The following is a 17,306-nucleotide window of genomic DNA, read 5'->3' on the forward strand; positions in this document are numbered from 1 at the left end:
CCGGACCCCAAATACGTCGATGTGACAAGTCCAGCGAACGTATTGAGGGCAAAGGACTTCGGCCAAGGCTGGACGGGGGCGCCGCGAACCGCGTAAGGGCGCTGGCATGAGCCTTCAAAAGCCCCGCGTGGCCGACACCCCCGGCGTGATGCGCACGCAAGGCTGGGCCGACTACGCCCTGCTGGACAGCGGCGCCGGCCGCAAGCTGGAGCGCTACGGCCCCTACACGGTGGTGCGGCCCGAGCCGCAGTGCATGTGGACCCCGGCCCTGCCGGAAAGCGCCTGGGACGGGGCCGACGCGGTGTTCGACCCCACCGACGAGGAAGACGCCGGCCGCTGGCGCTTCAAGGCCCAGCCGAAGGACACCTGGCCGCTGAGCTGGGGCCAGGCGCGGTTCAAGGCCCGGTTCACGGCCTTCCGCCACCTGGCCTTCTTCCCCGAGCAGGCCGCCAACTGGGCGTGGCTCGACCAGCGGGTGCGCGCCGCGAGCGGCCAGCCGCGGGTGCTGAACCTGTTCGGCTACACCGGGGTCGCCAGCCTGGTGATGGCGGCCGCCGGCGCGGCGGTGACCCACGTCGACGCTTCCAAGAAGGCGATCGGCTGGGCGCGCGAGAACGCCGAGCTCTCCGGCCTCGCCGACCGGCCGATCCGCTGGATCACCGAGGACGCCCGCAAATACGTCCAGCGGGAGGTGCGCCGCGGCTCCCGTTACGACGGCATCATCCTCGATCCGCCGAAATATGGCCGCGGGCCGGGCGGCGAGGTCTGGCGGCTGTTCGAGGACCTGCCGGAACTGGCCGGCCTGTGCGCCGAGCTCCTGTCCGACACCGCCTCCTTCCTGGTGCTGAACGCCTACGCCGAGCGGATCTCCGGCGCAGCCCTGGCCGGCCTGCTGGCGGAGAAGCTCGCCCAGCGCGGCGGGACCATCGAATGGGGCGAGCTCGCCCTGGCCCAGGAGGGCGGCGAGCGCGAGATCGGCATGAGCTTCTACGCGCGATGGGCCTCGTGACCGGCCGCGCGGTCACCTCGCTGTCCAACCCGACCGTGAAGGCCGTGCGCGCCCTGCACCTGCGCAAGGAGCGCGACGAGACCGGCCTGTTCGTCGCCGAGGGGCTGAAGAACGTCATCGAGGGCGTCGATACCGGCCATGCGCCCACCATCCTGCTCTACGGCCGCGACGCCGCCGACCACCCGCTGCTGAGGAAGGCCGCCCAGGCCACCGCGGCGGCGGGCGGGGAGGTCATCGAAGTCACCCAGGACATCCTCGCCAAGGTCTCCCGGCGGGACAACCCGCAGGCCGTGGTCGGCGTCTTCCAGCAGGTGTTCCGGCCGCTGGACACGCTGGAGCCGCTGGCCGCCCCCTGCTGGGTCGCCCTGCACCGGGTCCGCGACCCCGGCAACCTGGGGACCATCGTGCGCACCGCCGACGCCGCCGGCTGCGGCGGGGTGATCCTGGTCGGCGAATGCTGCGACCCCTATTCGGTGGAGGCGGTGCGCGCGACCATGGGCTCGATCTTCGCCGTGCCCCTGACCCGCGCCTCGGAGAGCGAGTTCGCCGCCTGGCGCGAAGCCTGGCCGGGCTCGGTGGTGGGCACCCTGCTCTCCGCCCCCATCGACCACCGCAGCGCCGACTACCGCAAGCCGGCCCTGATCCTGATGGGCAACGAACAGCAGGGCCTGCCGCCGGAGATGGCGGCGCTGTGCGACGTCAACGTCAAGATCCCCATGCGCGGCCGGGCCGACAGCCTGAACCTGTCGGTGGCCACCGGCATCATGATCTACGCCGCCACCGCCTAGGTCCCGCGCGGCTTGGCGCGGGCGGTGGGCGCGGCGGCGGCCGGGTCCTCCGGCCAGACGTGCTTGGGGTAGCGGCCGCGCATGTCGGCGCGGACGTCCTTCCAGGAGCCCTTCCAGAAGCCCGGTAGGTCCTTGGTGGTCTGCACCGGCCGATGCCCAGGCGACAGCAGCGACAGGGTCAGGGGCGCCCGACCGCCGGCCACGGCCGGATGCACGGTGAGCCCGAACACCTCCTGCACGCGCACGTCCACCCGCGGCCCGCCCTCGGCCGCATAGTCGATGGCGAAGCTGTTGCCGGTGGGCGCCGTCCAACGCCCGGGCGCCTCGGCGTCCAGGGCCCGCTGGCGGTCCCAGGGGATCAACGCCCGCAACGCGCCCTCCAGGGGGTCGGGCTTGAGCGCCGACAGCGCGCGCACGCCGCCCAGCAGCGGGATCAGCCAGTCGTCCAGCCGCGCGGCCAGGGCCTCGTCCGAGAGGTCAGGCCAGCTGTCGTCGAAGCGCCGCAGGAAAGCGATCCGCTCGCGCAGCGCCTGGGCTGGCGCGCCCCAGGGCAGGACGCCCACGCCCTCGGCGCGCACCCGGTCGGCGAGGGCCGCGGCGATCAGCGCCGGGTCGGGGTTGTCGTCCACCTGCTCGCGGACCACCAGGCGGCCCAGGCGGGTCAAGCGCTTGGCGCGCAGCTTTCCGCCCCCACTCTCCTCGAGCCGATCCTCGGTCTCCAGCTGATCGGCGAAGGCGGCCAGCATTTCGGCCTCCTCCAGCGGCGCGGCCAGCAGGATGCGGTCGCGACGCTCGCCGCCGCCCAGCTCGGCCGCCGCCAGCCAGGTCTCGCGCGCCAGGGCGTCGGTGGGCTCCACGAAGGCCCCTCGCCCGCCGACCAGCTGGAACTCGCCCTGCGGGCCGCGGGCGCGGGCGATCCGCTCCGGATAGGCGAAGGCCAGCAGGAGGCCGTCGGACAGCGGCTCGCCCCTGCCGGCGCGGCCGGTCAGGCCGGCCCAGCGGTCGGCGAGCGCGCGGGCGTCGCGGGCGCGGGGCGAGCGGTCGCGGTCCAGCCCCTCCAGCCGATGGCGCAGGTCGACGTCGCGGCCGCCCAGGCCCCGCTCGGTCAGCAGCGCGGCGACCCGCGCGGCGCGGCCGGCCTGCCCGGTGTCGGCGGCCTTCAACACCATGTGCGCCAGCCGCGGCGGCAGCGGCATGTCGGCGAGCGCGCGGCCGTGGGCGGTCAGCACGCCGTCCGAGCCCAATGCCTCCAGCCGTTTGAGCAGGGCCCGGGCCTCGCTGAAGGCGGCGGCCGGCGGCGGGTCGAGGAAGGCCAGGCCCGAGGCGTCCGCCGCGCCCCAGCGGGCCAGGTCCAGGGCCAGGCCGGACAGGTCGGCGTCGAGGATCTCCGGATCGGCGTAGGCCGGCAGGGCCCGGGTCTCCGCCTCGCCCCATAGCCGGTAGCAGACCCCGGGCTCGGTGCGTCCCGCCCGCCCCCGCCGCTGGTCGGCGGCGGCGCGGCTGACGCGGACGGTGGCCAGCCGGGTCAGGCCGCTGGCCGGATCGAAGCGCGGCACGCGGGCCAGGCCGCAGTCGATCACCACCCGCACGCCCTCGATGGTCAGGCTGGTCTCGGCGATGGAGGTGGCCAGCACCACCTTGCGGACGCCGGCCGGCGCAGGGCTGATCGCCCGGTCCTGCTGGGCGGGGTCGAGGGCGCCGAACAGCGGCGCGACCACCACGCCGGGCCGCGGCCGCTCGGCCAGCCGCTCGGCGGTCCGCAGGATCTCGCCCTGGCCCGGCAGGAACACCAGGACGCTGCCGGCCTCCTCGGCCAGCGCCCGCTCCACCGCCCGGACCACCCGGTCCTCCAGCCGCAGCCGCTCGTCGCGACCGAGGTATTTGGTCTCCACCGGAAAGGCGCGGCCGAGGCTCTCGACCACCGGCGCGTCGCCCAGCAGGCCGGCGACCGCCGCCCCGTCCAGCGTCGCGGACATCACCAGCAGCCGCAGGTCGTCGCGGATCAGGCCCTGGGCGTCGCGGGCCAGGGCGAGGCCCAGGTCGGCGTCCAGGCTGCGCTCGTGGAACTCGTCGAAGATCACGCAGGCGACGCCGGCCAGCTCCGGGTCGGCGAGGATCATCCGGGTGAAGACCCCCTCGGTCACCACCTCGATGCGGGTGGCGGCGGAGACCCGCGACTGCATCCGCACGCGATAGCCGACGGTCTGGCCGACCGGTTCGCCCAGCGTCCTGGCCATCCGCTCTGCGGCGGCGCGGGCGGCCAGGCGGCGCGGCTCGAGGACGATGATCTTGCCGTCGCCGCGCCAGCGCTCGCCGAGCAGCTCCAGCGGGACCACCGTGGTCTTGCCGGCGCCCGGCGGCGCGACCAGCACGGCGGCGCTCCCCGCGGAAAGCGCCGCCCTCAGTTCTGGAAGAGCCTCATGTATCGGCAGCATGCGCGCCTTCTAGAGCGCGCCGCGGCCGCCTGGCTACGAGTCCAGGTCGCCCTTGCGCGGCAGATCGACGAACGGCTCGGGCTCGTGGCCCCCGACGACGACGCCGCGGCCGAGGTTGGAGCTGCGGATGCCGTAGACGAAGTAGATCACGATGCCGATGGCCAGGTAGATCAGGAAGAAGTTCCGGGTGGCCGGGGTCGACATCAGGCTCAGCAGCAGCACCAGGCACATGACCGCGCCGAGGATCGGGGTGAGCGGGTAGAGCGGCGTCCTGAACGGCCGCACCAGCTCGGGATTGGTCGAGCGCAGGTAGATCACCGTGATGCAAACCAGGGTGAAGGCCGCCAGCGAGCCGACGTTGGAGAGGTCCGAGAGGGCGTCCAGCGACAGGAAGCCCGCCGCGCACATGGCCGCGCAGCCAACGATGATGGTGTTGATCCAGGGCGTCTTGAAGGTCTTGTGGACCACCGCCAGGGAGCTCGGCAGCAGGCCGTCGCGGGACATGGTGTAGAAGATCCGGGTCTGGCCGTAGAGCAGCACCAGCATCACGCTGGAGAGGCCGGCGATGGCGCCGATCTTCACCAGCACCGCGAACCACGGCAGGCCGATGGCGTTCACCGCGGTGGCGATCGGGGCCGGGTTGTCCAGCGACGCGTAAGGCACGATGCCCACCAGCACCGCCGAGGTGGCGATGTAGAGGATGGTGCAGATGACCAGGGCGCCGAGGATGCCGATCGGCATGTCCTTGCCCGGATTGCGCGACTCCGCGCCGGCCGTGGAGACCGCCTCGAAGCCGAGGTAGGCGAAGAAGATCACCGCCGCGCCGTGGATGACGCCGCCGATGCCGTACTTCGTCGAGTTGTCGCCGGTGACCACCGCCAGCAGGGCGCGGCCAATCTGGTGCCAGATGTCCATGTTGGTGCCCGGTGGCCTGACCGGGATCTCGGCGGGCACGAACGGCGTCCAGTTGGCCGGGTGCACATAGCGCGCGCCGATGACGATGAAGGCGATGACCACGGTCAGCTTGATGGCCACGATGACGTTGTTGACCCGGGCCGACTCCGTGACGCCGCGGATCAGCAGCAGGGTGACGAGGCCGATGACCACGATGGCCGGCAGGTTCATCACCCCGGTGGCGATCACCGTCCCCGCCGCGTCCTTGACCGGCACCCCGGGCGCCGCTGTCAGCGCCGGGGGTATCATCAGGTGCATGTCGTGGAGCAGGCTGGTGAAATAGCCTGACCAGCCGACCGCGACGGTGGAAGCCGCCAGGCCGTATTCCAGCAGCAGCAGCAGGCCCATGACCCAGGCCGCGCCCTCGCCCATCGAGGCGTAGGTGTAGGAGTAGGCCGAGCCGGAAACCGGCAGGGCCGAGGCGAGTTCGGCGTAGCACAGCGCCACGAAGGCGCAGAGCAGGCCGGTGATCACGAAGGAGACCATGATGGCCGGGCCGGCGAACTGCGCGGCCGCGCGGCCGGTCAGCACGAAGATGCCGGTGCCGATGATGCAGCCGATCCCCAGCAGGACCAGGTTGATGGCGCCCAGGGAGCGCTTCAGTTCGCCGTGCTCATGCTCGGCCTGGATCTGCCCGACCGACTTGCGCAAGAAGATGCGCCCGATACCCACGCCATTGGCCATAAGGCTGTCCTGTTCCCTGACTCGACCCTATCCGGGCGTCGGCAAGCTAGCGGGGCCGCCGCCCGCGGGCAATGAGGCTGGACGCCATGGCCCGCAGGTCCCGGGGTTTGTTGTGGTTTTGAGCGCGGCCCCTATTCTAGGGGGGCATGAACGCCGTCTCGACCCAACCCGCCATCCGCGCCCTGATCGCGCCCGTCACGCCGTTGCAGCAGAACTGCACGATCGTCTGGTGCGCGAAGACCAGCAAGGCGGCGATCATCGATCCGGGCGGCGAGGTCCCGCGCCTGCTGCAGGCGCTGAAAGACCAGAACCTCACGCTCGAAAAGATCTGGATCACCCACGGCCACCTCGACCACGCCGGCGGGACCGCCGCGCTGCAAGAAGCGACCGGCGTCCCCATCGAAGGCCCGCATCCGGACGACGCCTTCTGGATCGACGACATCACCGCCTCCGGGGCCAAATGGGGCATGCCGGACGCGCGCAGCTTCACGCCCGACCGCTGGCTACAGGACGGCGACCGGGTGACGCTCGGCGAGACCGAGTTCGAGGTCTACCACTGCCCGGGCCACACGCCGGGCCACGTGATCTTCTTCCACCGGCAGGCGCGCTTCGCCCAGGTCGGCGACGTGCTGTTCCAGGGCTCCATTGGCCGCACCGACTTCCCGCGCGGCAACCACGCCGACCTCATAAGCTCGATCACCACCAGGCTCTGGCCGCTGGGCGACGACGTCCGCTTCGTGCCGGGACACGGGCCGATGTCGAGCTTCGGCCAGGAACGGCGGACCAATCCGTTCGTCGCCGACTCGGTCCTGGCCGAGTCGTGATTTCAGACGCGAAATCGGACTGTTACGCCACGGTCGGAAGATCGCGGCCATGGAGACGCAGACAGACATGATCACCGCGGGCGCCCGCATCCTGATGGTCGACGACGACCCAGGCATCCGCGACGTGGTTTCCGACTTCCTCGGCCGCCATGGCTACCGGGTCGAGACCGCCGCCGACGCCCAGGAGATGGAGCAGGCGCTGGGGCGCGGCCCCGTCGACCTGATCGTGCTCGACGTCATGCTGCCGGGCGAGGACGGCCTGGCGATCTGCCGCCGGCTGGCGGTGGGCGACGGCGCGCCGCCGATCATCATGCTGTCGGCCATGGGCGAGGACACCGACCGCATCGTCGGCCTGGAGCTGGGCGCCGACGACTACCTGGCCAAGCCCTGCAATCCCCGCGAGCTGCTGGCCCGCGTCCGCGCCGTGCTGCGCCGCGCCGAGCAGCGGGCCAGCGGCAGCGCGGTCTCCGCCGGCTGCGAGTTCGCCGGTTGGCGCCTGGACCTGGTGCGGCGCGAACTGCGCTCGCCGCCGGGCGTGGTGGTGAACCTGTCCTCCGGCGAGTTCAGCCTGCTGCGCGCCTTCGTGGAGCGGCCGCAGCGGGTGCTGACCCGCGACCAGCTGCTGGAGTTCGCCCGCGGCCCCGATTCCGACGCCTTCGACCGCGCCATCGACGTGCAGATCAGCCGGCTGCGCCGAAAGCTCGATGACGGCGGCGGCGGCCAGGACCTGATCCGCACCATCCGCAACGAAGGCTACATGTTCACCGCCAAGGTGAAGCGCTCGTGAGCCTGTTCGGACGCGGGCGGCCCACGGGATCGCTCTTCGTCCAGGTGCTGACCTTCACCGGCTTTACCCTGGTGGCGGCCCAGGCGATCAGCCTGATCCTGCTGTTCAACCTGCCGCCGCCGACGCCGGACTTCTATCGGCTCAGCGAGATCGACCAGGCCTTCCGCGGCCCTGCCCCGACCTTCACCGACCGGCGGCCGCTGGAGGTGCGCACCCAGGCCGATGCGCCGCGTCCGGCCATGGAGGGCCGCCAGGCGCCGCGCATCCGCGCGGCGGTGGCCCAGGAGCTGGGGATCGCGGTCGACCGCGTGGTCATCTCCGGCGACCCCGGGCCGTTCACCGACCGCCGCGTGATCCGCACCCTGCGCAACCGCCTGGCCCGCGAGGGGCTGCGTGAGGAGCACTTCCTCATCGATCCCTTCCAGGTCGGCGTGCGCCGCACGGACGGCCGGTGGACGGTCGTCCGGCCGCAGCGCGCCTTCGGGCTCAACGCCTGGCAACGGGGCATCCTGCTGTGGTTCGTGCTCGCCGGCCTGGCCATGGCCCCGATCGCCTGGATATTCGCCCGCCGGCTGTCTGCGCCGATCCGCGCCCTGGCCAACGCCGCCGAGCGCCTCGGCCGCGACCCGCGCGCCCCGCCGTTGCAGATCAGCGGCTCGGCCGAGATCACCGTGGCGGCCGCCGCCTTCAACGACATGCAGGGGCGGCTGCGGCGCTACGTCGAGGACCGCACCGCGATGGTGGGCTCGATCGCCCACGACCTGCGCACGCCGCTGACCCGCCTGCGGTTCCGCATCGAAAGCGCGCCGGAGGAGCTGCGCCCCAAGATGAACGCCGACATCGACCAGATGGAGGAGATGATCTCCGCCACCCTGGCCTTCGTCCGCGACGCCACGCGGCCCGGCGAGCGCACGCCCCTGGAGCTCTCCTCCCTGCTCGAGAGCCTCTGCGACGAGATGGCCGAGACCGGCGCCGAGACCGCGGTCGAGCGCAACGACAAGGTCGTGCTCGAGGGTGATCCGATGGCGCTGCGCCGGCTGTTCTCGAACCTGCTGGAGAACGCCGTGAAGTTCGGCGGCGGCGCCCGCGCCCGGGTGTACCAGGAGGGCGTCCACGCGGTGGTGGAGATCGACGACGACGGCCCCGGCATCCCGCCCGCCGACGCCGAGCGGGTGTTCGAGCCCTTCTATCGCCGCGAGCCCTCCCGCAGCCGCCAGACCGGCGGCATAGGCCTGGGCCTGGCCGTGGTGCGCTCGATCGCCCGCGGGCACGGCGGCGACGTGGCGCTGCTCAACCGCAGCGGCGGCGGGCTCACGGCGCGCGTGCTGCTGCCACTCTAGGTCGCCGCCCGGCCGCAGCTCTCGCGCCCGATGGCCGCCGTGATCGTCCTCCTCACGCGAATACCATAATTTCCGACGCAACCTCTGCTGCGCTTCGTGGGTTAGCCAGACCGCAACCCCTGCGAGACGCCATGTCCGAGCTGGAAAACAGACCCGATACGCCTCAGCCGGAGACCGGGCGCCCGCAAAACGCGGCGCCCGACAAGGCCGGGCCGCCTGACGGCGGGCAGCCCCATGCCGGCGCCTCGCACGACCTCCCCATGTCGTCGCCAGATCAGGAGAGCAGTACCCATGCCCAGCGTTGATTCCGGAAAGCCGCGAGCCCGCCGAGGCTTCGCCGCCATGAACCCCGAACGTCGTCGCGAGATCGCCCGCAAGGGCGGGGCCAGCGTGCCCGGCGAAAAGCGCAGCTTCGCAAAAGACCGTGACCTCGCGGCCTCAGCCGGCCGTAAGGGCGGCGAGGCCAGCCGCGGCGGCGGCCGTTCGCGCGGTCGCGAAAGCTAGGCCCGAAGCAGCACGACGGCGAAGGCGGGGTGGGCGCTGGCCCACTCCCGCTCGAGCCGCCAGCCCGCCTCGGCCGCCAGTCGCGCGAAGCCCTCTACCGTGAACTTGTAGGAGTTCTCGGTGTGCAGGGTTTCGCCGGCCGCGAAGTCGAACGTGCGCCCGGCCACCTTGACCGCCTGCGCCCGGCGGCTCTCCAGGTGCATCTCCACGCGGCTCTGCGCCGCATTCCACCGCGCTCGATGCGCGAAGGCCTCCAGGTCGAAATCGCCGCCGAGTTCGCGGTTCATCCTCGCCAGCAGGTTCTTGTTGAACGCCGCGGTGACGCCGAGCGCGTCGTCGTAGGCCGCGACCAGCTCCGCCTGCGGCTTGACCAGGTCGATGCCGACCAGGAAGGCCGCGCCCTGCCCCAGCAACCGCCGGGCGCCATCGAGGAAGCTCCGCGCTTCCTCCGGGGTGAAATTGCCGATCGTCGAACCCGGGAAGAAGCCGACCACCGGATGACCGTCGACCGCGGCCGGCAGCTGCAGCGCGCGGGTGAAGTCCTCGGCCAGCGGCGCCACCGTAAGCGCGGGATAATCCTGGTTGATGGCGTGCGCGGCGTCGGCCAAGGCCTCGCGGCTGATGTCGATGGGGGCGTAGACCGCGACCTGCGGCGCGGCGTCCAGCACGATCCGGGTCTTGACGCTGGCGCCGCTGCCGAACTCGACCAGCGCGGCGCCCTCGGGAATGACCTGCGAGATCTCCGCCGCCGCCCCGCCCAGCAGGGCGATCTCGGTGCGGGTCGGATAGTACTCCGCCAGTTCGCAGATGGCCTCGAACAGGCGGGAGCCCTCGGCGTCGTAGAAGTATTTCGGCGGCAGGCTCTTCTGCGGCTTCGACAGGCCCTCGACCACGTCCTCGGCGAAGGTCGCGCCGCGCTCGGCCGCGGCGTCCATCGCCAGGCGCACGCCGGAGAACATCCAGCGCTGGTGCGGATAGAAGAAGTTGCGGTAACTCGCCCGCACATGGCCGGCGGGCGTCACGCAGGCGCCGCCACGCAGCACGAACTGCCCGGCCATGAACTTGCCGTTGTACTCGCCGACCGCGCCGGGCGCGGGGCGGTAGCCGGGATAGGGCGAATAGGCGCTGCGGGTCCATTCCCAGGCGTCGCCGAACATCTGCCGCAGCCCGTCGCCGTCGGGCGCGGGCGTCGGGTCGATCCGGCCGGCTCCGAGAAATCGCCCCTCGACCGGCAGGCCGGCCGCGGCGTGCTCCCACTCGGCCTCGGTGGGCAGGCGCGCGCCGGCCCAGCTGGCGTAAGCTTCCGCCTCGTAGAAGCTGACGTGGGTCACCGGGGCGGCGGGATCGATGGGTCGCAGGCCGTGCAGGCTCATGGCCATCCAGCCGGCGTCGGTGTCCTGCCAGTAGAACGGCGCGCGCCAACCCTCCGCCTGCACGGTCGCCCAGCCCTCGGACAGCCAGAGCTCGGGCCGCCGGTAGCCGCCGTCGGCCATGAAGGCCTGCCATTCGCCATTGGTCACCAGCCGGTCGGCGAGCCGGTACGGGCCCAGGAAGACCTTGTGGCGGGGCGTCTCGTTGTCGAAGGCGAAGCCGGGACCGCCGTGGCCGATCTCCACCAGGCCGCCGTCGAAGCCGACGAAGGCCAGGGGCGCGACCGCGACCGGAGCCGGGGCGGCCCTCGGCGGCGCATAGGCCGGGTGCAGCGGCGACTGGGCGAACAGGTGCAGGATGTCCATCAGGATCAGCTCCTGATGCTGTTGCTCATGCGCCAGGCCGAGGTCGAGCAGGTCGGCGAACCCCTCCGCGCCCTGCGCCAGCAGCCGCGCCATGCCCTCGTCCACATGGGCGCGGTAGGACAGCACGTCGTCCAGCGACGGCCGGGTGATCAGGCCGCGGGCGGGCCGCGGCTGCCGCGCGCCCAGCGCCTCGTAGTAGGAATTGAACAGGAAGCCGAAGCGCGGGTCGAACACCCGGTAGCCGGCCAGCCGCGACGTCAGCAGGAAGGTCTCGAAGAACCAGGTCGTATGCGCCAGGTGCCACTTGGTCGGGCTGGCGTCGGGCATCGACTGGGCGAGCTGGTCCTCCGGCGTCAGGCTGCGGGTCAGGGCTTCGCTGGCCTGCCGCACCGCCTGGTAGCGACGCAGGGCCTCGTCGGCGGTCTGGGTCTCAGTGCGGGATTCCAGCCCCGCCGCCTCGTTGGAACGCTCCATCAGCCCTGTCCCCTCGGCGGCCAAGCCGGACGATGTCCGGCTCTCGACGCTCATAGCTAGGGCGTCATCAGTCCGGCGCCAACGCCAGCCGCCGCACGAAGTTCCAGAAATGCGAGCGCCTTCCCCGAGAAAACGTGTCGGAACAGATGCCTAGGGGCTGCGTTCATCGGGCGCCGGAGCGGTAGTGGGTAATGGGCCCGCCTGGGGCTATTGAGGCTAAGCATGGCGCCTACCACCAGTTGGCGGGATGAGGTTGTCGGGTTGATCCCAGCCTTGCGGGCGTTCGCCTGGTCGCTGAGCCACAACGGCTCGGACGCCGACGACCTCGTACAGGACACCCTGATCAAGGCCTGGACCAACCGTGACAAGTTCGAGCCCGGCACCAACCTGCGCGCATGGCTCTTCACCATCCTGCGCAACACCTACTACACCAACGTGCTGCGCCGCCGCCGCGAGGTGCGCGACGAGAGCGGCGAGTACGCCGGCGCCCTGAAGGCGCCGCCGACCCAGGACTGGAGCGTCGCCATGCACGCCCTGCAGGCGGCCCTGCAGCAGCTGCCCGACGAGCATCGCGAGGCGCTGATCCTGGTCGGCGCGGCCGGCCTGTCCTACGAGGAGGCGGCGGAAATCTGCGGCTGCGCGCTGGGCACCATCAAGAGCCGGGTGAACCGTGCTCGCGCCCGCCTGCTGAAGATCATGGACGCCGAGGACGCCACCGACGTGATGGCGCTCGAGCACATGAGCGTGGTCGGCCGGGCCTAGCCGCTCTTCTTAAGCTGGCTGTCGCCGCCCTCGTCGAGCTGGTCGACCACCGAGTTGATATGCCCAGGCACGGGGCGCGCCTGGAGGCTCTTGAACATCCCGCGGAGGGCCTTGTTCAGCGCGGAGAACTTGTCGTCCGCGCCGCGCTTGGGGGTCATCCCGTTCCACCCTTTCGAGGTCTCGCAGGAGCAGTCGGGTAAGTGGCCGGGCGAGGCAATCGTCCTTCGCCTGCCTGCGACAATGGGCAACAGCGCCTTGCGGTCAGCCGTCGGCGACCAGGGACACGCGGCCGTCCTCGAACCGGATCGGCGCCGTCAGCAGGACGCGGAAGGCCTTGTAGCCGGCTTCGCCGGGCCGGAAGGCGTGCAGGAAGATGTGGCGCCGCCCATCCGGCCCGGTCGCCACCGACGGGTGGCCGGGGCCCCACCACTGCGACGTGGAGCTGAGGAACACCTCCGAGACCTTGCGGTAAGGTCCGGTCGGCTGGTCGGCCACGGCGACCCCGATGCCGTAGTGAGCGGTCGAGAAGTCGTTGCCGGCGTAGAGCAGGTAGTAGCGGCCGCCGTCGCAGGTCACCCAGACGCCTTCGATCAGGTGCGCCTCCCACGGCTGGTCGTTTTCCAGGATCACCACCGGTTCGCCCAGCAGCGAGCGCCCGTCCCGCGCCAACCGCTGGGCGTGGATGCGGGTCGTCAGCGCCTCGAGCACCGCTTGCGCCAGCGGGCCGCCGACGCCGGCCAGGCGGGCGCGGAATCCGGCGAAGTCCGCGGTCGCCGCCTCGATCAGCGTCTGCTGGACGAAGAACTGCTCCATCGGCTCCAGCTCGCCGACCCAGGGCCACAGGGTCAGCACGAAGGCGGCGGTGCGCCGGTCCTGCCTGGTCTCGAACAGCCGGTCGACCAGCTCGGGGCGGTCGTGCAGCAGGGCGCCGAGCCGGCCGGGCCACAGGTCGTTCTCGTCCCGCTTCCAGATCAGCCAGGGCGCGCCCGCGGCGTCGACCAGGATATGCGGATCGATGACCCCGCCGCCGACGATCGGCGCCTCGTCGGCGACGAACGGGCCGTCCGGGGTCGAGGACCGCGCCATGCCGATGGCCAGCGTCCGGTCCTGGCCGCGCGCGGCGAAGCACACCCAGTACTGGTCGTCGATCCGGTGCATCTCCGGCGCCCAGAAGTCCGCCATCCCGGGGCCGGTCAGCGTCCAGCCAGGCGCCTGCCCGCGCGGGAAGACGAAACCGGTCAGCCGCCAGGTCTCCAGGTCCGCGGAGGCCAGGATCGGAAAGGCGTTCGGCGCGTCGTTGGAGGTGACCAGCAGCCGGTAGTCGTGGGGGCCCAGGCGGAGCACGCAGGGGTCGCCGTAGCCGTAGAGGATCTCCGGGTCGACCGGCGCGGTGAGCAGCGGGCGAAGCGGCGGCTCGGCGCGGCCGTTCGCCGGCGGCAGGCTGCGGCCAAGCGGCTGGCGCAGGCCGAAGTCGCGGCAGAGCCCCTCGAAGAGATCGAGATAGGCGCCCTGCTCCCGCGTCGGCAGGTCGTAGGCGTGCGAACGGCCGCCACGCTCGGCGATGCGGAAACGGCGCGGGCCGGTCCCCTCGATGGCGACCTCGAAGACCGCTGGCGCGCCCTCGGGCGTGCGCAGGCGCACCGGGCGGGAGAGATCGAGGCTCATGGGAAATCCGCGTCGGTCAGGCGGCCATCCGGGACCGTAGCGTTGTGAGCAGTTCGTCCGGCGTGAACGGCTTCTCGACGAAGTCGCTGTCGGGGACCCCAAAGGCGCTGAAGTTGGTCTGTGACGCCTCCCCGCTGACGTAGATCACCGGCAGCTCCGGAATGACCTGGCGCGCAAACCGGGCCACATCGAACCCCGTGGTCCCGGAGCCCAGGTTGACGTCGAGGATCAGGGCCTCGATCGTCGGGAGGCTGGGGATGACGGCATAGGCCTCGCGGTCGGTTTGAACGCACCGCGTCTCGAATCCGGCGTCCTGCAGGATATCGGTGATCAGTGCGCAGATCGCGTGGTCGTCTTCGACGACGAGAATTCGCCCCATACGCATTCCCCAGACAACCCAGCGACACAGAACGCCGACACCCAGTGTCGGGTTCCCGCCATAGGACGGCGAAAAGCGATGGGCGGCTCCGGTGGGGCCCCCGGGTTAGTGCGCGGCGCGCACCTCCGCCAGCGCGCGGTCCGCGAGGCCGAGCCATTTGCCTGCAAGATCCAGATAGGCATGCAGCATCTCGTGGTCGTCGCACTCCTCGGCGATGTCGTAGGTGGCGTGAGCCAGGCGAAGGCACTGCGCGGCCCGTTGTTCGGGATCTGGGTATTCCAAGCGCAGCTTCTCCGTACGACGGACAACCCAAACGGGTGTCACGGACCGACTACGTTCGGCATCCTTACCGACTCGTGTGTCTCGATGGTTTCGATCGGTTAGGGATATCCGCGCCGACTGGCCCCGCCGTCAGGCCCTCAGGCTGGCGTGCGTGGCCCCGAGTTCCGAGAGCCGTCCGGGGGGGGTGGCGAAGGACGCGGGCGCTCCATACAGCAGCACCGCACTGGCGACGTGCTTGGCCATGCGGATTCTCGCCTGCGCCCAGCCGATGAATTCGCCATCCGATTGCGCCGGCGGGCACTCGAACGCCAGCGCCCGCAGGCCCACGCCCCGCAAATGGCGGATGCTGATCGGAGGCGACGGGGCCAGGCGCGCGGCGACGAACAGCGCGATGGGTCGGATGCTCGCCACCACCTCCTGAAGACTCGCCTGGGGCGCGCCTTCGACATCGAAGATCTCGACGATCACGCCGTGTCGGACGCAGCCCTGGGCTTCCTGGATGACGTCGACGATCTCCGTGCGCCCCCGCTGGCTGGAGAGGCAGGCATAGGAGACCGGAACGATCAACGACGGCGGCGGGGTCGCCAAGGCGCGCACCTTGGACAGGCCCTGGACCATCGTCGCCAGGTCGATGCGAAGGATGTCGACGCCCGCCAACCCGGCGATCTGCGACGGCGGCAACACCTCGCCGGTCTTGGCGACCGAGACGCGACGGCACAAGCGATAGCCGATGACGGAGTTCGCCCTCAGCTCGACCACCGACTCGAGCGTGCAGGACACCAGCACCGACGTCCCATCCGACACCGCGAACGGCGAGGTCGCGCGTTCAAGGTCCGCCGCGCGCTGACGCTCGACCTTTTCCGCGGCCTCCGCGGCCAGCAGGTCCGCAACGCTGATGGCGCGCGCCTCGACCCCGCCGGCGCCGAGCGCCGTGGCCTCGAACACGCCTTCGACAGCTCGCACCGTCGTACCCAGGAAGTGGTCGAGCACTTCCCGCACGAGCCGTAGGCAGGCCACCTGGCCGGACAGCCGTGCGACGTCCGGCTGACAGACCAGATAGTCCGCGTCGGACACCTTCAGGAACGTCGCGGCGCCGGTGAGCTCGCGGGCGAGCAGGCGCTCGACGTGCTTCTCCACCTGCAGCCGTCGCATGGGCCATCGCGGCCCCATCTGCTCCACCAGCACATCGAGTGAAATCAGGGTGATCTGCCCGTCGGCCAGCAGCCGGGCGTCGAAGGCGGCGAGCGACTCGGAGACGCCGGGCGCGAGCACCCGCTGGGCGCCGGCGGCCTCGGCCGACGGCTCCGCTTGGGTGGCGGCCGCCTTCCTGGCTGCTGTCGCAGACCCCATCTGACCGCCCCCGAGACCGGCGAGGCGCCCGTCGGTGGCGCGCCCACCGACAGCCGCTCTCCAAGTCGGCACAACCATGCCGCGCGGCACCAGATACTATAGCTAGAATTAACACCCTCTTTCCGCGCTGATGACGCCGCGCCCGGAGCCAGTTTGCGCGAACCGTGCGGCGCGGCCACTACGCCGTTGCCCGCGCACCGGCCTATCGGCTATGAGGGGCGTCCTTTCGGGCCGCTTCGCAGGCGCTCACTGCCGGCAGCTCAGGGGGATCGACTAAAGTTGAGTAAAATCAACAAGGTGACGTGGCCGAGTGGCTGAAGGCAACGGTTTGCTAAATCGTCATACCTGAAAGGGTATCGAGGGTTCGAATCCCTCCGTCACCGCCACTTTTCCCGTTGTTTATAAACGCGAGTCTCGCCTACCGAGACAATTCCGGGACGATAACTTGTCCCCCTAGCGCCCCGGCTCTGCTCCGTTATCTTCCGCAGGGGGAGAGCGTGATGAGTGAACCAAAGAACAGCTTTGACGTTTTGGGGATCAAACCGCTCGGGGATGCGGCGCTAGTCGTCACGAAGGCAAGCACAGACGGAGCCGGTGCATTCTTGAGCCGAATCTGTCTGCCGGCCGCCGAGGAGTTCGGCTTCCTATTGCAAGATCGCGTGGTGGCTTGGCGGACCGAGCAGAGAATCAAGCTGACCCTGCGCACCGAGAGAAAGTATCGCGCCGCCTTCGGAGACGCAGAGCGACACGCTCACCCGCGCTTGGTGGCAGCCGTGTTAGAGAACGGCTCTTGGGAAGATGACGACCAGGTGCAGGAAATGTGGGCGGGCCTATTGGCCTCCGGATGCACTGCGGAGGGCCGAAGTCAGGATAATCTGATCTTCGTGGGTCTGCTTTCCAGCATCACAGCGAGCCAAGCCAAGGTGCTGGCGTACGCATGTCAGAACGCCAACAAGCGCCTCGGTGCGGCAGGCTTGCCGATGGCCGATGGGCCGGTGATCCCCCGCCAAAAGCTATTCGAATTGTTCGGAAGCGATGACATCTACGCGCTGGATGTGGCGGTGGATCACCTCCGTGAGTTGGGCCTCTTGGCGTTCGCGAGCGGGATGGGCTTCCACGCGCCGGACAACAATCAAATAGAGCCTTCTCCGCTTGCCCTGAGCTTCTACGCCCGCTGCGAAGGTCACGTGGGATCGGTGTTGGATTTCTATGGCCTCAGGCCGGCCGACGACCTGCCTCCAGGGCCAGAGACCGACGCGCCGGGGACAATTGCGCGAACCTGAGGGTGCTTGGAGGGGTGTGCGACCATTTTTCTCCCTCGGTCCCGCTCCCC

At 70.8% G+C, this 17,306-nt stretch carries 16 protein-coding genes and 1 tRNA gene; 9 read left to right on the plus strand and 8 right to left on the minus strand.

Annotated elements, in window-relative coordinates; translation table 11 throughout:
- Positions 1-106 precede the first annotated feature (106 nt).
- Both DJ021_RS17720 and DJ021_RS17725 read left to right on the plus strand, forming a co-directional pair.
- Complete coding sequence (locus DJ021_RS17720; protein WP_111458797.1) at positions 107-1,009, plus strand: class I SAM-dependent methyltransferase; 903 nt, start codon at positions 107-109, stop codon at positions 1,007-1,009.
- Positions 997-1,797 (plus strand): TrmH family RNA methyltransferase, encoded by an 801-nt coding sequence (locus DJ021_RS17725; protein WP_424444134.1) that lies wholly within the window; start codon positions 997-999, stop codon positions 1,795-1,797. The genes DJ021_RS17720 and DJ021_RS17725 overlap by 13 nt, the downstream gene beginning before the upstream one ends.
- Here DJ021_RS17725 and hrpB read toward each other — a convergent pair.
- Together hrpB and DJ021_RS17735 are read right to left on the minus strand one after the other, a co-directional pair.
- Complete coding sequence (gene hrpB, locus DJ021_RS17730; RefSeq protein WP_111458798.1) at positions 1,794-4,232, minus strand: ATP-dependent helicase HrpB; 2,439 nt, start codon at positions 4,230-4,232, stop codon at positions 1,794-1,796. The genes DJ021_RS17725 and hrpB overlap by 4 nt on opposite strands.
- Before the next feature lie 33 nt (positions 4,233-4,265).
- Positions 4,266-5,837, minus strand: coding sequence for an APC family permease (locus DJ021_RS17735; protein ID WP_243626084.1), 1,572 nt, complete (start codon positions 5,835-5,837; stop codon positions 4,266-4,268).
- A gap of 179 nt (positions 5,838-6,016) precedes the next feature.
- On the opposite strand from DJ021_RS17735, the gene DJ021_RS17740 reads away from it, so the two are divergent.
- The 4 genes from DJ021_RS17740 (at position 6,017) to DJ021_RS17755 (ending at position 9,325) form a co-directional block, all read left to right on the plus strand.
- A complete protein-coding gene (locus DJ021_RS17740) occupies positions 6,017-6,694 on the plus strand; it encodes an MBL fold metallo-hydrolase (protein WP_111458800.1) in 678 nt (225 codons plus the stop codon).
- 49 nt (positions 6,695-6,743) lie between these two features.
- Complete coding sequence (locus DJ021_RS17745) at positions 6,744-7,481, plus strand: response regulator (RefSeq protein ID WP_111458801.1); 738 nt, start codon at positions 6,744-6,746, stop codon at positions 7,479-7,481.
- A complete protein-coding gene (locus DJ021_RS17750; protein WP_243626085.1) occupies positions 7,478-8,821 on the plus strand; it encodes an ATP-binding protein in 1,344 nt (447 codons plus the stop codon). Before DJ021_RS17745 ends, DJ021_RS17750 begins: the two co-directional genes overlap by 4 nt.
- Positions 8,822-9,112: 291 nt before the next feature.
- Entirely contained in the window at positions 9,113-9,325 is a 213-nt protein-coding gene (locus DJ021_RS17755) for a con-10 family general stress protein (RefSeq protein ID WP_012522458.1), read from the plus strand.
- On the opposite strand, the gene egtB is transcribed toward DJ021_RS17755, so the two are convergent.
- On the minus strand, positions 9,322-11,535 hold the full coding sequence (egtB, locus tag DJ021_RS17760; RefSeq protein ID WP_111458802.1) for an ergothioneine biosynthesis protein EgtB: 2,214 nt from the start codon (positions 11,533-11,535) through the stop codon (positions 9,322-9,324). The genes DJ021_RS17755 and egtB overlap by 4 nt on opposite strands.
- A 261-nt stretch (positions 11,536-11,796) precedes the next feature.
- Here egtB and DJ021_RS17765 point away from each other — a divergent pair, with 261 nt between their 5' ends.
- Positions 11,797-12,297 carry a sigma-70 family RNA polymerase sigma factor gene (locus DJ021_RS17765; protein ID WP_243626086.1) on the plus strand — a complete coding sequence of 167 codons (501 nt, stop codon included), beginning with the start codon at positions 11,797-11,799 and terminating at the stop codon, positions 12,295-12,297.
- Here DJ021_RS17765 and DJ021_RS19020 read toward each other — a convergent pair.
- The 5 genes from DJ021_RS19020 to DJ021_RS17780 all read right to left on the minus strand — a co-directional run bounded on the left by DJ021_RS19020 (position 12,294) and on the right by DJ021_RS17780 (position 15,973).
- Entirely contained in the window at positions 12,294-12,455 is a 162-nt protein-coding gene (locus DJ021_RS19020; protein WP_165837258.1) for a hypothetical protein, read from the minus strand. The two genes, DJ021_RS17765 and DJ021_RS19020, sit on opposite strands and share 4 nt — an antisense overlap.
- A gap of 103 nt (positions 12,456-12,558) precedes the next feature.
- Entirely contained in the window at positions 12,559-13,962 is a 1,404-nt protein-coding gene (locus DJ021_RS17770) for a family 43 glycosylhydrolase (protein WP_111458804.1), read from the minus strand.
- A gap of 16 nt (positions 13,963-13,978) precedes the next feature.
- Complete coding sequence (locus DJ021_RS17775; protein WP_165837259.1) at positions 13,979-14,341, minus strand: response regulator; 363 nt, start codon at positions 14,339-14,341, stop codon at positions 13,979-13,981.
- Positions 14,342-14,446: 105 nt separating this feature from the next.
- Entirely contained in the window at positions 14,447-14,623 is a 177-nt protein-coding gene (locus DJ021_RS19025; RefSeq protein WP_165837260.1) for a hypothetical protein, read from the minus strand.
- 129 nt (positions 14,624-14,752) lie between these two features.
- A complete protein-coding gene (locus tag DJ021_RS17780; RefSeq protein WP_133255055.1) occupies positions 14,753-15,973 on the minus strand; it encodes a hypothetical protein in 1,221 nt (406 codons plus the stop codon).
- A 296-nt stretch (positions 15,974-16,269) separates the two neighbouring features.
- Between DJ021_RS17780 and DJ021_RS17785 the strand changes: the two genes are divergently transcribed.
- Positions 16,270-16,359: transfer RNA gene (locus DJ021_RS17785), tRNA-Ser, on the plus strand.
- Between the two features lie 114 nt (positions 16,360-16,473).
- Entirely contained in the window at positions 16,474-17,256 is a 783-nt protein-coding gene (locus DJ021_RS17790) for an Abi-alpha family protein (protein WP_111458807.1), read from the plus strand.
- Positions 17,257-17,306 lie beyond the last annotated feature (50 nt).

It is taken from the genome of Phenylobacterium hankyongense (assembly GCF_003254505.1).
GTDB lineage: Bacteria > Pseudomonadota > Alphaproteobacteria > Caulobacterales > Caulobacteraceae > Phenylobacterium > Phenylobacterium hankyongense.

Coding starts and splice junctions, on each gene's coding strand:
- DJ021_RS17720 (WP_111458797.1), top strand. CDS start 107: ATGAGCCTTCAAAAGCCCCGCGTGGCCGACACCCCCGGCGTGATGCGC.
- DJ021_RS17725 (WP_424444134.1), top strand. CDS start 997: ATGGGCCTCGTGACCGGCCGCGCGGTCACCTCGCTGTCCAACCCGACC.
- hrpB (WP_111458798.1), bottom strand. CDS start 4,232: ATGCTGCCGATACATGAGGCTCTTCCAGAACTGAGGGCGGCGCTTTCC.
- DJ021_RS17740 (WP_111458800.1), top strand. CDS start 6,017: ATGAACGCCGTCTCGACCCAACCCGCCATCCGCGCCCTGATCGCGCCC.
- DJ021_RS17745 (WP_111458801.1), top strand. CDS start 6,744: ATGGAGACGCAGACAGACATGATCACCGCGGGCGCCCGCATCCTGATG.
- DJ021_RS17755 (WP_012522458.1), top strand. CDS start 9,113: ATGCCCAGCGTTGATTCCGGAAAGCCGCGAGCCCGCCGAGGCTTCGCC.
- egtB (WP_111458802.1), bottom strand. CDS start 11,535: ATGGAGCGTTCCAACGAGGCGGCGGGGCTGGAATCCCGCACTGAGACC.
- DJ021_RS19020 (WP_165837258.1), bottom strand. CDS start 12,455: ATGACCCCCAAGCGCGGCGCGGACGACAAGTTCTCCGCGCTGAACAAG.
- DJ021_RS17770 (WP_111458804.1), bottom strand. CDS start 13,962: ATGAGCCTCGATCTCTCCCGCCCGGTGCGCCTGCGCACGCCCGAGGGC.
- DJ021_RS17775 (WP_165837259.1), bottom strand. CDS start 14,341: ATGGGGCGAATTCTCGTCGTCGAAGACGACCACGCGATCTGCGCACTG.
- DJ021_RS17780 (WP_133255055.1), bottom strand. CDS start 15,973: ATGGGGTCTGCGACAGCAGCCAGGAAGGCGGCCGCCACCCAAGCGGAG.
- DJ021_RS17790 (WP_111458807.1), top strand. CDS start 16,474: ATGAGTGAACCAAAGAACAGCTTTGACGTTTTGGGGATCAAACCGCTC.